Annotated in this window: 13 protein-coding genes; 1 reads left to right on the forward strand and 12 read right to left on the reverse strand. The window is 66.0% G+C overall.

What is annotated here, in order from left to right:
• Positions 1-54: 54 nt before the first annotated feature.
• Entirely contained in the window at positions 55-630 is a 576-nt protein-coding gene (locus tag MMSP_RS18400) for a pyridoxamine 5'-phosphate oxidase family protein (RefSeq protein ID WP_015355816.1), read from the forward strand.
• A gap of 81 nt (positions 631-711) precedes the next feature.
• Here the strand turns inward: MMSP_RS18400 and metK are convergent, their stop codons facing one another.
• The 12 genes from metK to pyrR form a co-directional block, all read right to left on the reverse strand.
• Entirely contained in the window at positions 712-1923 is a 1212-nt protein-coding gene (metK, locus tag MMSP_RS18405) for a methionine adenosyltransferase (protein WP_012393969.1), read from the reverse strand.
• A gap of 128 nt (positions 1924-2051) precedes the next feature.
• A complete protein-coding gene (gene coaBC / locus MMSP_RS18410; protein WP_020787842.1) occupies positions 2052-3293 on the reverse strand; it encodes a bifunctional phosphopantothenoylcysteine decarboxylase/phosphopantothenate--cysteine ligase CoaBC in 1242 nt (413 codons plus the stop codon).
• Between the two features lie 15 nt (positions 3294-3308).
• Complete coding sequence (rpoZ, locus tag MMSP_RS18415) at positions 3309-3641, reverse strand: DNA-directed RNA polymerase subunit omega (RefSeq protein ID WP_012393967.1); 333 nt, start codon at positions 3639-3641, stop codon at positions 3309-3311.
• An 86-nt stretch (positions 3642-3727) separates the two neighbouring features.
• Positions 3728-4321 carry a guanylate kinase gene (gene gmk / locus MMSP_RS18420; RefSeq protein ID WP_020787843.1) on the reverse strand — a complete coding sequence of 198 codons (594 nt, stop codon included), beginning with the start codon at positions 4319-4321 and terminating at the stop codon, positions 3728-3730.
• Positions 4322-4450: 129 nt separating this feature from the next.
• Positions 4451-4768, reverse strand: a complete 318-nt coding sequence (gene mihF / locus MMSP_RS18425; RefSeq protein ID WP_015355818.1) for an integration host factor, actinobacterial type — start codon at positions 4766-4768, stop codon at positions 4451-4453.
• Between the two features lie 973 nt (positions 4769-5741).
• Positions 5742-6701: an orotidine-5'-phosphate decarboxylase gene (gene pyrF / locus MMSP_RS18430; RefSeq protein ID WP_051153702.1), complete on the reverse strand. Its 960-nt coding sequence runs from the start codon at positions 6699-6701 to the stop codon at positions 5742-5744.
• Positions 6698-10063 carry a carbamoyl-phosphate synthase large subunit gene (gene carB, locus MMSP_RS18435; RefSeq protein WP_015355819.1) on the reverse strand — a complete coding sequence of 1122 codons (3366 nt, stop codon included), beginning with the start codon at positions 10061-10063 and terminating at the stop codon, positions 6698-6700. The genes pyrF and carB overlap by 4 nt, the downstream gene beginning before the upstream one ends.
• 91 nt (positions 10064-10154) lie before the next feature.
• Positions 10155-11282, reverse strand: a complete 1128-nt coding sequence (carA, locus tag MMSP_RS18440) for a glutamine-hydrolyzing carbamoyl-phosphate synthase small subunit (RefSeq protein ID WP_020787847.1) — start codon at positions 11280-11282, stop codon at positions 10155-10157.
• Positions 11279-11800, reverse strand: a complete 522-nt coding sequence (locus tag MMSP_RS18445) for a hypothetical protein (RefSeq protein WP_012393961.1) — start codon at positions 11798-11800, stop codon at positions 11279-11281. Before MMSP_RS18445 ends, carA begins: the two co-directional genes overlap by 4 nt.
• The gene (locus MMSP_RS18450) at positions 11797-13089 is read right to left on the reverse strand and encodes a dihydroorotase (protein ID WP_020787848.1); all 1293 of its coding nucleotides are present in this window, start codon (positions 13087-13089) and stop codon (positions 11797-11799) included. The genes MMSP_RS18445 and MMSP_RS18450 overlap by 4 nt, the downstream gene beginning before the upstream one ends.
• Positions 13086-14048: an aspartate carbamoyltransferase catalytic subunit gene (locus tag MMSP_RS18455; protein ID WP_020787849.1), complete on the reverse strand. Its 963-nt coding sequence runs from the start codon at positions 14046-14048 to the stop codon at positions 13086-13088. Before MMSP_RS18455 ends, MMSP_RS18450 begins: the two co-directional genes overlap by 4 nt.
• Entirely contained in the window at positions 14045-14608 is a 564-nt protein-coding gene (gene pyrR, locus MMSP_RS18460; protein WP_020787850.1) for a bifunctional pyr operon transcriptional regulator/uracil phosphoribosyltransferase PyrR, read from the reverse strand. The genes MMSP_RS18455 and pyrR overlap by 4 nt, the downstream gene beginning before the upstream one ends.
• Positions 14609-14774: the final 166 nt, after the last annotated feature.

The following is a 14774-nucleotide window of genomic DNA, read 5'->3' on the forward strand; positions in this document are numbered from 1 at the left end:
CTGGCCGGCGTTAGGCTCGAACGTGCGGCTTCGAATGAGCAAAAGGAGATTTCGGTGGCCAAAGAGTTCTCGCACATCGACGAGTCGATCCGCGAGTTCATCGGCAACCAGGCCATGTTCTTCGTTGCCACCGCGCCGTCCGACGGAGGCCGAGTCAACCTCTCCCCCAAGGGTTATCGCGACACTTTCGCGGTGCTGGACGACCACACGGTCGTCTACATCGACCTATTCGGCAGCGGCGCCGAAACCATTGCGCACCTGCGCGACAACGGCCGGATCACGATCATGTTCTGCTCGTTCACCCGCAACTCGCGGATCCTGCGGCTCTATGGGACCGGACGAGTGGTGCGCCCCGATGACGGCGAATTCCAAACCCTGAGAGAACATTTCAAGACTCTTCATCCGGGCACGCGCTCCGCCGTCGTGATCGACGTCGACCGCATCGCGGATGCGTGCGGATTCGCGGTTCCCTATTACGACCTCGTCGATGAACGACCGGTGCTGGACGCCCACTTCCGCAAAGCGACCGAGGAAACCTTCTCTGGTGTCATCGATCGCAACCAGCACAGCATCGATGGCCTGCCGGCGTTGGACTCCGACCATCCCCTGCCGCCCAGCGCGCAAAACTGAGCCACCACACGCGCGAGCAGACGCGGAATCGCATTGCGCGGGGATCCCGCGCGCGATTCCGCGTCTGCTCGTGCCGGAAACCTAGATGGCGCGCTTGAGGTCGTCGACCTTGTCGAGCCGCTCCCACGGCAGGTCGACATCGGTGCGACCGAAGTGCCCGTAAGCGGCGGTGGGCGCATAGATGGGCCGCAGCAGGTTCAGGTCGCGAATGATCGCGCCAGGCCGCAGGTCGAACACCTCACCGATGGCCTTCTCGATCTTGACCGGGTCGACAGCCTCGGAGCCGAATGTCTCCACGAACAGGCCGACCGGGGCGGCTTTGCCGATAGCGTAGGCCACCTGTACCTCGACCCGCTCGGCCAGTCCTGCTGCGACCACGTTTTTGGCCACCCAGCGCATCGCGTACGCCGCCGAGCGGTCCACCTTGGACGGATCCTTGCCGGAGAATGCGCCACCACCGTGCCGGGCCCACCCGCCGTAGGTGTCGACGATGATCTTGCGGCCGGTGAGGCCCGCATCGCCCATCGGTCCGCCAAGGACGAACTTTCCGGTCGGGTTGACCAGCACCCGCACCGCCGAGGCATCCAGGGTGTCGTGGGCCAGGTCGTCGAGCACGGTCTTGAGCACCTGCTCGCGAATGTCGGGATCCAGCGTCTTCACCAGGTCGATGTCGTCCGCATGCTGGGTCGAAATGACCACCGTGTCCAGCCGCACCGGCACCCGGTCCTCGTAGGCGATGGTGACCTGAGTCTTGCCATCCGGGCGCAAGTAGGGCAGCACACCGTTCTTGCGGACCTCGGTCAGTCGCCGCGACAACCGGTGAGCCAGCGCGATCGGCAGCGGCATCAGCTCCGGGGTGTCGTTGATCGCGTAACCGAACATCAGGCCCTGGTCGCCGGCGCCTTGCGCGTCCAACGGATCCGCAGCGCCCTCGACGCGGGCCTCATGGGCGGTATCAACACCTTGTGCGATGTCGGGCGACTGGGCTCCGATACCGATGTTCACTCCGCAGGATGCCCCGTCGAAGCCCTTGTCCGACGAGTCGTAGCCGATGTCGAGGATGCGTTCGCGAACGATATTGGTGATGTCAGCGAACGCCTCCTTGGCGGTCGTCGTGACCTCACCCACCACGTGCACCTGCCCGGTGGTCACCAGGGTCTCAACTGCAACACGCGAGCGGGGGTCCGCCGCCAGAAGCGCGTCGAGGACCGAGTCGCTGACCGCGTCACAGATCTTGTCGGGATGTCCTTCCGTCACCGACTCACTGGTAAAAAGGCGACCCTTTTCACTCACTATCTGCATCCTTCCGATAATTAGTTAGCCGAATTATATCCTCAGGCATCAATTTGCGCTCGTCCACTCGAGCAAGGCATCGTTCAGGACCTGTCCAGCCGCTGTACAGCACCGAGCCCGTGGATCGACTACCCGCGACAGCTATCCAGGAACGTAACTATTGCGTCAACGATACGGCTTGCCATCAGCGTCTTCGACCCGTGCTGCAGCGCCGCCTCGGTTCCATCGGCGGCCAATAGCCAGCCGTCGTTGTTGTCCACCTCAAAGGCCCTGTCACCGCCCACGGCGTTGACGACCAGCAAGTCGCAGCCTTTTCGCCGCAGCTTCTGTCGGGCGTGAAACAGCACATCCCCGTTGGCGTCACCGGTCTCGGCGGCAAAACCAACGATGGCACGCATCTTGGGCAGCTGCCCATCCTCGCGCGCACGCACCGCACCGGCCAACACATCGTCGTTGCGCAGGAGTTCGATCACCGGTGGACTGTCGGCAGTCTTTTTGATCTTGGCGGTGGAAACTTGCGCCGGCCGAAAGTCGGCAACGGCGGCGGCCATCACCAGCACGTCCGCGGTGGGTGCGTGCTTGGAGACGGCGTCATCGAGTTGCTGCGCGGTGCTGACGTGCACCACCTCGACACCGGCCGGGTCGATCAACCCGGTGGTGTGCCCCGCGATCAACGTCACCTCGGCGCCCCGCTGGGCAGCGACGCGCGCGACGGCGTAACCCTGCTTACCGGAGCTGCGGTTGCCCACGAAGCGCACCGGATCGATCGGCTCCCGGGTGCCACCGGCGGTCACCAACACCTTGCGGCCGGCCAGGTCGTAGGGCAACGCATCATGGCGTTCCAGCAGCAGCTGGGCCAGGGTGGTGATCTCCTCGGCCTCGGGCAAGCGTCCGGCGCCGGTGTCACTGCCGGTCAGCCGCCCGGATGCGGGTTCGAGCACCACCGCGCCACGACGGCGCAGCGTGGCCACATTGTCGGCGGTGGCCGGATGCAGCCACATCTCGGTGTGCATCGCTGGAGCGAACATCACCGGACACCGGGCCGTGAGCAGAGTTGCTGTCAGCAGGTCGTCTCCGCGCCCGGCTACCGCCCGGGCCAGCAGATCAGCCGTCGCCGGGGCGACCACGACCAGGTCAGCCTGCTGACCGATTTGAACATGCGGCACCGCCGGCACGTCGTCGAACACCCCGGTGTGCACGGGCTGACCGGAGAGCGCCTCGAAGGTGGCCGCCCCGATAAAACGGAGCGCAGATTCGGTGGGGATGACCCGGACGTGATGACCGGCCTCAGTCAGTTGACGGACGACCGTGCACGCCTTGTACGCGGCGATACCCCCAGAGACGCCGACGACGATCCGCTTACGGTCCATCCGGGGCCTGCCCTGTTACTCGCCCTCAGTGTGCTCGAGCAGATCGGCGTGGATCTCACGCATCGCGATCGATAGCGGCTTTTCCTGCAGGCCCGGCTCCACCAACGGCCCGACGTATTCCAGGATGCCCTCGCCGAGCTGGTTGTAGTAGTCGTTGATCTGCCGAGCCCGCTTCGCCGCATAAATCACCAGGGCGTATTTGCTCGAGACGCGATCCAGCAACTCGTCAATGGGCGGATTGGTGATGCCCAGCGGGGTGTCGTAGGCACCGACCCCGCCAGAGGAAGGATCGAATTGATCCACGGCGGAAACGGCGGCCAACGGCGCATCGGACTGCGGAATACTCACTTAAGACTTTCTCCTGGCGGCGTAAATCGTTGCGAAGACGGTAAAGATCTCAATTCTGAATTCTGGCTCTTTGCCTGGCTGATGACTCACCCAGAGCCGGGCACAGTTCTCACCAGCAAGGATACCAATTCAGCGCATGCGGATTCCAATCGACCGTTTACCACGACCTTGTCGAAGTCGGGTTGGGCTGCCAGTTCGGTCTGCGCGGTCTGTAACCGGCGACGAATAACGTCCGGCGTCTCAGTGCGCCGACCGACCAGCCTGGCCTTGAGGTCCTCCCAACTGGGCGGCGCCAAAAACACGCTGATGGCCTCGGGCATCGCCTTCTTGACAGCCCTGGCCCCGGCCAGATCGACCTCGATCAGCACCGGAACTCCGGAGGCCGTGGCCTCCCGCACCGGTTGAGCCGGGGTGCCCGATCGGTGCAATCCCCCGTGAATCTCGGCCCACTCCAGCAACTCGCCCTGGTCGATCATCTGCTGGAAGCTCTCCGGGGTGACGAAGTGGTAGTCCACGCCGTCCACCTCCCCCGGCCGCGGCGCCCGGGTGGTGGCCGAGACGCTGAAGTGCAGGTTTGGGATCCGCTCACGCAAGCAGCGGACCACCGTCGACTTGCCGACAGCGGAAGGACCGGACAGCACGACCACATGTCCTGTGCCCGGTCCTCCGCCGGCGCTCATCGGCGCTCCTGAGTCGGCACCCCCACCAGGCACTGCAGCCTGGATCCTTGGGCGCTGATTGCCCGCACCACCCCTGCTAGCGGGTGATACCCCACCTCAGGCCCAGCGGCCTGCATCGTCGGCAGCGGGCTAGGCGGAGCCGAACTTTTCCAGCAGGGCCTTGCGCTGACGGTCACCAAGACCACGCAGCCGCCGGGTCGGGGCGATTTCGAGCTCGGTCATGATTTCCTGCGCCTTGACCTTGCCCACCTTCGGCAAAGCCTCGAGCAGCGCAGACACCTTCATCTTGCCCAAGACTTCGTCGGTCTCGGCGTCCTTGAGCACCTGGGTGAGGTTGGTGCCGCCGCGCTTCAGCCGGTCCTTGAGCTCTGCTCGCGCTCGACGTGCGGCAGCAGCCTTCTCCAACGCGGCCGCGCGCTGCTCGTCGGTCAACTGGGGAAGGGCCACGATTCCTCCGTCTCTCATCGATATCAATCGATCATTTGTTTGTCTTGGCTGGTACTACAGCCAGCGGAGACGACCGTACTCACGGTTCCTGACGAAATCTAACCCGACCCCCTGGTTTGGGTGACAAATCCCCAGCGTGGGCCCCGGCCGCGAGACGAATCAGCGCTCCGCCGCCACGCCCGAGCGGCCACAAACCACGGGGTCGAGCGCCCAGCGGGATGGTCCGGCCACACCCCCAGATATTGATGCCTAGCTGCGGTTATTTGCGATTTGACTGGAATCTGCGGGCGGCGCCGCCCGACGATCGCACCGCCCGCCGGCCGGTTTGGGCCGCCCCGGGCCACCCCGAGCAACCCCCGCGACCAACGTGCCATGGATCACGCATTTCGGTGGCGTGTCGCGCGTGTCGGGCGGTTCGGGGCAAATGGAGCGAATCAGCAGGCCAGCGCATGCTCGAACCGTGCGGTGGGCCCGTCCACGTTGCCGGAACGGGGCGGACCCGAGACCCCACCACGCCGACTCACGACGCGGGCGTCGCGCCGCATTCACCGACGGACGAACATCGGTCCATTTCGACTGCCCAGCAAATCTGGTACGGATGTCCAGCCGAATGCGGCCAGCAACGTCGGGGTTTCCCGAACAACAGCGCGGCGCGGGCGCCCAAACGGCCACACGCAGTTGATCGCGCCGGCACCAATGCGAACGTGCCGACGCCGACTCGGGCAGTTTGGCGGGCCGCGACGAAGCCCCGGTGACCACGGAAATCTGACGATTTTCCTTTTACTGCAAGCCTTTTCAGAGTGGATTCCGGCAAGCATGGAGCCCGGCTGCCGCGCACGGTTGCCGAGCGCCGACGTGTGAGGTGGCAAGCGGGCTGGGATTCCGGCGGCGCTCAGACGCAGATCGACCCCGGGCGTCAGCGGCTACAGAAACTCCAACAGCAACGGGCGCCGAGCGTGCTTGACCCGAAGACCTAGACCGCTGAAAGGTACGCGACGGAGTCCAGCATCCGCTCGGCCGCCGCCCGGACTTCAGAAATGCTGGGGCCGGCGCGCAGGACCTCGCGCGACACCGCGGGCAACAGCTGTTGTGGCGCCGCGCCGCCGAGGCCGCCCAGCGCCTCCGGCCGGCCGCCCTGCACCCCGACGCCGGGAACCAATACGGGTCCGCCCAGCCCGCTCACATCCAGCGGATTCAGCACCGTTGCACCGACGACCACACCAACTGATCCGGGCTCCGGCCCCGTCACTTCGCCAACTTCACTATTGAAGAGTCCGACTTGATCGACGATCAGTTGGGCCACCGTGCGGCCATCCGCGTCGGCGCGTTGAATGGTGGCGCCCTCCGGATTGGAGGTAGCCGCGAGCACGAACACACCCCGATCATTGGCCGTCGCAACCTCGAGCAGGGGCCGCAGCGAGCCGAACCCCAGAAAGGGCGAGACAGTCACGGCATCGGCCGCCAGCGGCGAGTCGCCCGCCCAGGCCGCCGCGTAGGCCGCCATCGTCGACCCGATGTCGCCACGCTTGGCGTCCGCCAGGACCAGCACACCATTGGCCCGTAGCGCGGCCATCGTGCCTTCCAGCACCGCAAATCCCGCGGCACCGTACGCTTCGAAAAACGCCACCTGCGGCTTGACCACCGCAAATCCCGCGAAGGCCGCCACGCAGATATCGCAGAACGCGGCCAATCCGTCGGCGGTGGCCGGCAGATCCCAGGCCCGAAGTAACTCGGGGTGGGTACGAGCCACCTGCGGCTTGACCACCGCAAATCCCGCGAAGACCGCCACGCAGATATCGCAGAACGCGGCCAATCCGTCGGCGGTGGCCGGCAGATCCCAGGCCCGAAGTAACTCGGGGTGGGGATCGATCCCCAAACACAGCGGCCCGCGGTGTGCCTTGGCCTCTGCCAAGCGTGCGCCGAATCCGGTCACCGGGCCCCGCCGTCGGCCGCGCTCTGTTGTTCGATGGCGCGGTGCAGCTCTTGCAGCGACCTGACCCCGATATCGCCGCGGATCCCGGCTTCGATGCCCTGCACCGCGGCCGACGCGCCCTGCACGGTGGTGACGCACGGGATGTTGACGGACACGGCAACCGAGCGGATTTCGTAGCCGTCGACACGCGGGCCGGAGTTCCCGTATGGGGTATTGATCACCATGTCGACCTCGCCGGCCCGGATCGCGTCGACGGCGGATATCGCCGGGCGTCCGGGTTGTGGCGCCTCGAAATGCTTGCGAACCTCGTCGCAGGGAATCCCATTGCGTCGCAGCATCTCTGCCGTGCCCTCGGTAGCGAGCACCCGAAAGCCCAGGTCGGCGAGCCGCTTGACGGGGAACACGAGTGAGCGTTTGTCCCGGTTGGCGGCCGAAACGAACACGGTCCCCGCCGCGGGCAACGAACCGTACGCGGCGGTCTGGCTCTTGGCAAAGGCGCTGCCGAAGTCCCGGTCGATCCCCATCACCTCGCCCGTCGACTTCATCTCCGGTCCAAGCAGCGAATCGATGGCCGCGCCGTCCGCGCGCCGGAAGCGGTGGAAAGGCAGCACAGCCTCTTTGACGGCTATCGGGGCACGCGGGTCGGCGTTGGCGCCGTCCCCGGTACGCGCCAGCATCCCTTCGGCGCGCAACTGGGAAATACTGGCGCCCAACATGACCCGGGCACATGCCTTGGCCAGCGGGACGGCGGTGGCCTTGGACACGAAGGGCACGGTGCGGCTGGCGCGCGGATTGGCCTCCAAGACATACAAGATGTCGTCTTTGAGCGCATACTGCACATTGAGCAGACCCACCACACCGATGCCATGCGCGATGGCTTCCGTGGCTTTGCGAACCTTTTCAATGTCGCTGCGGCCCAAGGTCACCGGCGGCAGGGCACACGCCGAGTCACCGGAGTGGATCCCGGCCTCCTCGATGTGCTCCATGACCCCGCCGATGTAGACCTCGGTCCCGTCGCACAACGCGTCCACGTCGATCTCGACAGCGTCTTCGAGGAAGCGGTCGACCAGCACCGGATGTGCCGGCGAGAGTTCGGTCGCGCGGGTGATGTAGCCGCGCAGCGTCTCCTCGTCGTAGACGATCTCCATCCCCCGGCCACCCAGCACGTACGACGGCCGCACCAGCACCGGATAGCCGATGTCTTCGGCGATACGGCGGGCTTGCGCGAAGGTGGTTGCGGTGCCATAGCGTGGCGCGGGCAGTCCCGCCGCGGTCAGCACATCGCCGAACGCCCCGCGGTCTTCGGCCAGGTCGATGGCGGCGGGCGGGGTGCCGACGATCGGCACCCCCGCGTTGGCCAGCCGTTCTGCCAGCCCGAGCGGCGTCTGGCCGCCGAGTTGCACGATGACTCCCACCACGCCGGCCCCACCGGCGGCCGACTGCTCCTCGGCATGAAATACCTCGAGCACGTCCTCGAACGTCAGCGGCTCGAAGTACAGCCGATCCGCGGTGTCATAGTCGGTGGATACCGTCTCCGGATTGCAGTTGATCATCACCGTCTCGAAACCGGCCTGGCTCAACGTGGTTGCCGCATGCACGCAGCTGTAGTCGAACTCGATCCCCTGGCCGATGCGGTTAGGCCCGGACCCGAGGATCAGAACCTTCGGTTTGTCGATCTGCGGAGCCACTTCGGTCTCGGCCGCCGGATCCAGCTCGTAGCTGCTGTAGTGGTACGGAGTCTTGGCCTCGAACTCGGCGGCACAGGTGTCCACCGTCTTGTACACCGGGTGGATGCCCAGCCGCTCGCGCAGTGAGCGCACACCGTCTTCCCCGGCCAGTTCGGGTCGCAGCGAGGCGATCTGCCGATCGGATAGCCCACTGTGTTTGGCGTGGCGCAGCAGATCCGCGTCGAGCACCGGCGCGTCGACCAATTCGGCACGCAAACCGACCAGCTCGTCGATCTGCGCGACGAACCACGGGTCCACGCCGCTGGCCTCGGCCACCCGATCGACCGAGGCCCCCAGCCGCAGCGCCAGTTCCAGGTCGTAGAGCCGACCTTCGGTCGGGGTTTGCAGCCTGGTCAGGACGTCGTCGAGGCCGCCTTCGGGATCGGTGGCGGTCCAGAACCCGGCCCGGCTGGTTTCCAGCGAACGCATCACCTTGCCGAGCGCCTCGACGAAGTTGCGGCCCAACAACATCGCCTCGCCCACCGATTTCATGGTGGTGGTCAGCGTGGCATCGGCACCCGGGAACTTCTCGAAGGCGAACCGCGGCGCCTTGACCACGACGTAGTCCAGGGTGGGTTCGAAGCAGGCCGGCGTTTCTTTGGTGATGTCGTTGACGATCTCGTCGAGCGTGTATCCGATGGCCAGTTTCGCGGCGATCTTGGCGATCGGAAACCCGGTCGCCTTGGACGCCAACGCACTTGACCGCGATACTCGCGGGTTCATCTCGATGACGATCAGCCGGCCGTCTCGGGGGTTGACCGCAAACTGAATGTTGCAGCCGCCGGTGTCCACCCCGACCTCGCGCAGGATCGCAATCCCCAAGTCACGCAGCCGCTGGTATTCCCGATCGGTCAGCGTCATGGCCGGCGCAACGGTGACCGAGTCGCCGGTGTGCACGCCCATCGGGTCGAGGTTCTCGATCGAGCACACCACCACCACGTTGTCGTGGCCATCGCGCATCAGCTCGAGTTCGAATTCTTTCCAGCCGTAGATCGATTCCTCGATGAGCACATTGGCGCTGGGCGAGGCGGCCAGCCCGGCGCCGGCCATCCGATCCACCTCGTCGGCGGAGTAAGCCATACCCGAGCCCAACCCGCCCATGGTGAAGCTGGGCCGCACCACCACTGGAAGGCCCAGCTCGGCAACGGTCTCGCGAACCTCGTCCATGGTGAAACACACTCGGCTGCGGGCGGATTCACCCCCGACCTTGGCAACGATGTCCTTGAACCGCTGCCGGTCCTCGCCGCGCTGAATGGCTTCGAAATCGGCACCGATCAGCTCGACGCCGTAGCGTTCCAGCGCCCCGTTCTCGTGTAGAGCGACGGCGGTGTTCAGGGCGGTCTGCCCACCCAGGGTGGCCAGCACGGCGTCAATCTTGTTGCCGCGCTCGGCTTGCTGAGCGATGACCCGCTCGACGAACTCTGGGGTAATTGGCTCGACGTAGGTGAAGTCGGCATACTCGGGGTCGGTCATGATCGTCGCCGGATTGGAGTTGACCAGACTGACCTGTAGGCCCTCGGCGCGCAGTACCCGGCACGCCTGGGTTCCGGAGTAGTCGAACTCGCAAGCCTGGCCGATGACGATCGGCCCCGAGCCGATGACCAGAATGTGGTGTAAATCGGTGCGGCGCGGCACTAGCAGCCCCCTAAGGTTTGGACGCGAAGGTGCGCGGTCTTGCGCCGAACCCAGCGTGTCAGCTGGGGGCACCCGCTCGCGGCGATGAGCATCAGCGGTCCCCCGCCATCAGGTCAACAAACTGATCGAACAGGTACTCGGCATCGTGTGGGCCCGCCGCGGCCTCGGGGTGGTACTGCACCGAGAATGCGCGGCCGTCAACCAGTCTGACCCCCTCGACCACACCGTCATTGGCGCAGGTGTGGCTGACAGCGGCCCGGCCGAACGGCGTCTCGAAAGACTGCCCGGCCTCCCCTTCCAGCGCGAAACCGTGGTTCTGCGCGGTTACCGCGACTCTCCCGGTGGCGTGGTCGATGACCGGAATGTTGATGCCCCGGTGCCCGAACACCATCTTGTAGGTCGATAATCCCAGCGCTCGGCCGAGGATCTGGTTGCCGAAGCAGATACCGAACAGCGGGATTCCGGCACCGAGCACCTCACGGGTCAGCGACACGACATGGTCTGCGGTCGCCGGATCGCCGGGTCCGTTGGACAAGAACACGCCGTCTGGCTTGATATCGGCGATCTGATCGAAGGTCACCGACGAGGGCAGCACATGGCTGCGAACGCCGCGCCGGGCGAAGTTGCGCGGCGTGTTGGTCTTGATACCGAGGTCCAGGGCAACCACGGTAAAACGCTGCGGTCCTTCTGGTTCGACGATGTACGCCTCGGGGGTGCTGACCTCTCCGGCGAGATCGGCACCCAGCATCGGGGGTTGGGCAGCCACCCGCTCGACCAGCTCGGCTACTTGCGTGCCGGCGGCCAGGGCCGCACCGGAGAACACACCGGCCTTCATCGAGCCGCGGCTGCGTAGATGACGCACCACTGCGCGGGTGTCGATGCCGGCGATCCCCACGATGCGCTGGCGGATGAGCTCGTCTTCCAGTGTCGTCGATGAGCGCCAGTTGGAGGCGCGCGGCGACGGGTCACGTACCGCGTAGCCCGCGACCCAGATCTTGTCGCCGCGGCTCTCGCCGTCCTCGTCGTTCCAGCCGGTGTTGCCGATCTGCGGGGCGGTGGCCACCACGATCTGGCGGTGGTAACTGGGATCGGTCAGCGTCTCCTGATAGCCGGACATGCCGGTGCTGAAAACGGCTTCCCCCAGTGTTTGGCCAACCGCACCGAATGACATTCCGGTGAAGACTCGGCCATCTTCAAGTACGAGCAAGGCTTTGCTCACACGATTCCCTCCGTTCGGGGCTGAAGCCAGCCTGCTAGCCAGCCGTCGTACTCGTCACGATTGTCTGCCCGGAACCCGGTGTCGATCTCAGTACCTGATGGCAGTCGCCACCGGATTGCCAGTATCCCGTCGCGCGCCGCGATCTTGCCGGCGATTCCGCGCTCGGTGCGTACCGCGGTGATCGAATCCTGTGGGATCCAAATCGGCTGCGCCCGCGCACGTTTCACCAGAATTCCGTCCGGATGACGGGTCAGTTCCGCCCGGCTGCGGTACCCGAGGTCGCCGACCACAACCCGATGGTTGGACGCCGGCGCCAGGGTGCAACCGACGTACATGCCGCAAGTGATGACCGACGCGGGACCCACCGCGGCGGGCAGGTCGGGCAACGCACCGATCAGCTCGCTTTGCAGTCGCGCGCGACGCCGCCAGCCCCTGATCATCAGCGCGATCACCATCGCGATCAACACCGCCAGCACGGCCGCAAAGATCAGGGAGCCGATCAGCGTGCCTGAGTTCATGCCGGGCTCTTTCCGTCCCTGGCGGTGATCTTTCCACGCAACAGCGTCGCCGTGACCCGGGCGGGCAAGGTCATCGACTCGTACGGGGTGTTGGCCGAGCGGCTGGCCAGGTCGGCCCCGGTGACAGTCCAGGTGGCGTCGGGATCAATCACGGTCAGGTTGGCCGGCTCCCCTACCTCGAGCGGCCGGCCATGATCGGGCAGCCCCACGATTCCCGCCGGGTTCTCGCTCATCACCCGCGCGACATCGCGCCAGCTCAGCAGACCCGGCTGCACCATCGTCTGCACCACCACCGACAGCGCGGTCTGCAGCCCGAGCATGCCCGGGCGCGCCGCGGAGAACTCGACGCATTTCTCGTGCTCGGCGTGCGGCGCGTGATCGGTGGCCACACAATCGATGATCCCGTCGGCCAGCGCCTGTCGCAGCGCCATCGCATCAGACGCCTCGCGCAGCGGTGGATTGACCCGATTCACCCCGTCGTAGCCGGACAGTCTGCGGTCATCGAGCAGCAGGTGATGCGAAGTAACCTCCGCTGTGATCGAAATACCTTGTGATTTAGCCCATTTCAATATTTCAACGGTTCCCACGGTGGAGGCGTGGCAGATGTGAACCCGCGCGCCCGCGTCTCGGGCCAGCAGCGCGTCGCGGGCCACAATCGATTCCTCAGCCGCCCTGGGCCAACCCGCCAGGCCCAACTGCGCGGCATTCGGGCCTTCGTGGGCGACCGCACCGACGGTCAGCCTGGGCTCCTCGGCGTGCTGGGCGATCAGCACACCCAGGCCGGTGGCGTATTCGAGAGCGCGGCGCATGATCAGCGGGTCGTGCACGCAGATCCCGTCGTCGGAGAACATCCGCACCGCGGCGACACCGGCATTCATCATGCCCATCTCGGTGAGTTCAGTTCCGGCGAGCCCGATCGTGACGGCGCCGACGGGATGTACGTCGACCAAACCGACCTGCTGTCCCCGGTGCCAGACGTGGTCGGTGACCACCGGACTGTCGGCCACCGGATGGGTGTTGGCCATCGCGAACACCGCCGTGTAGCCACCCAGCGCTGCTGCCGCCGAACCGGTCTCGATGTCCTCGGCATATTCGCGGCCCGGCTCGCGCAGGTGGGTGTGCAGGTCGACCAGCCCCGGCAGCAGCACGTGATCGGTGGCATCGATGACATCCGCCGTATCGGGGATGGCCAGTCCGGTCCCGATGTCAGCGATCTGGTTGTCGTCGACGAGCACGTCGACCCGTTCGCCCTCGCCGTACAACCGCACTCCGCGCAGCAGAACGCTCACGCCGCACCCTCTTCCCCAGCCGACTCGAGTCCAACCAGGACATGGAACAGCACCGCCATGCGTATGTGGACTCCGTTGGAAACCTGTTGCAACACAGCCGACTGTGACGAGTCGGCAACCGATGAGGCGATCTCCATGCCGCGCAGCATCGGCCCGGGATGCAGCACCACCGCGTGACCGCCCAGCATCGCCTGCCGACGGTCGGACAGACCGTACAAGGTCGAGTACTCCCGCACCGAGGGGAAGAATCCGCCGTTCATCCGCTCGGCCTGCACCCGCAGCATCAGCACCGCGTCGGCGGCGGGAAGCTCGGCGTCAAGGTCATGGGATACGGTGACCGGCCAATCCGCGACACCCACCGGCAGCAAGGTGGGCGGCGCCACCAGCACCACCTCGGCACCCAGCGTGTGCAGCAGCATGACGTTGGAGCGGGCCACCCGGCTGTGCAGGATGTCGCCGACGATGACGACGCGCCGGCCCTCGATGCCACCGAGCCGCTGCCGGATGGTCAGGGCGTCCAGCAGCGCCTGCGTCGGGTGCTCGTGAGTGCCGTCGCCGGCGTTGATCACCGAAGGGCCACCGTCGGATTGGCCGGCGGTCCAATCGGCGAGCAGCCGCGCCGCCCCGGACGCGGGGTGCCGGATGATCAGGGCGTCGGCGCCAGCCGCACGCAGGGTCAGCGCGGTGTCGCGCAGCGACTCGCCCTTACTGACCGAGGACCCGCTCGCGCTGACATTGATCACGTCCGCGCTCATCCACTTACCGGCCACCTCGAAGGACACCCGGGTTCGTGTCGAGTTCTCGTAAAACATCGTCACCACGGTGCGACCGCGCAGCGTCGGCAACTTCTTGACCTCACGGCCAACCAGGGCCTGCGCGAAGCGGTCGGCGTCGTCAAGGATCGAAATGGCGTAGTCGCGGCTCAAGTCGCCCGCCGCCAGCAGATGCCTGGGTGTCATCGAGAGATCACCACCCCATCGTGGCCGTCGTGTTCGCTGAATTGGACATGCACGCTTTCGCTGCGGGCGGTGGGCACGTTCTTGCCCACGTAGTCCGCGCGCACCGGCAGTTCCCGGTGCCCGCGGTCGACCAACACGGCCAGCTGGACCGATCGCGGCCGCCCGACATCGCGCAACGCGTCCAGCGCCGAGCGCACCGAGCGCCCGGAGTAAAGCACGTCATCGACCAGAATCACCAAGGCGTCGTCGACGCCGCCGGCCGGGATCTCGGTCTCCTCCAGCGGCCGCGGCGGTTTGCTCATCAGATCATCGCGATACAGCGTGATGTCCAGCGCACCATGGTCGACCTCGATGCCACTGTATTCACCGATGTTGGCCGCCAACCGCGACGCCAGGATCACACCGCGAGTCGGGATCCCGAGCAACACGACGCGTGGCGAGTCCGGGCTATCCAGCGCGGTGTTTTCGATGATCTGGTGCGCAATGCGGGAAATAGTTCGACCGACGTCGGCCGCGGACATCAACTCCCTGCCATCCACGGCATCATTGGCGGCACCCATGCGAGAACCTGACCTCCTTCTCCGCCTCTCCGGACGGGTCGTTAAAGGATGTCGACTGCCCGACACCGTAGCATTGCGCGCCCGCGGCCACGATGCGGGGCCCGCCGTGGGGATACCCTGGCATAGGTGAGGGACTCCACCGCTTCTGGGGATTCCACCGGTTTTC

This window comes from Mycobacterium sp. 012931 (genome assembly GCF_000419295.1).
Classification (GTDB): Bacteria; Actinomycetota; Actinomycetes; order Mycobacteriales; family Mycobacteriaceae; genus Mycobacterium; species Mycobacterium marinum.

Coding starts and splice junctions, on each gene's coding strand:
- coaBC (WP_020787842.1), bottom strand. CDS start 3,293: ATGGACCGTAAGCGGATCGTCGTCGGCGTCTCTGGGGGTATCGCCGCG.
- pyrR (WP_020787850.1), bottom strand. CDS start 14,608: ATGGGTGCCGCCAATGATGCCGTGGATGGCAGGGAGTTGATGTCCGCG.
- MMSP_RS18445 (WP_012393961.1), bottom strand. CDS start 11,800: ATGAACTCAGGCACGCTGATCGGCTCCCTGATCTTTGCGGCCGTGCTG.
- gmk (WP_020787843.1), bottom strand. CDS start 4,321: ATGAGCGCCGGCGGAGGACCGGGCACAGGACATGTGGTCGTGCTGTCC.
- MMSP_RS18455 (WP_020787849.1), bottom strand. CDS start 14,048: ATGACACCCAGGCATCTGCTGGCGGCGGGCGACTTGAGCCGCGACTAC.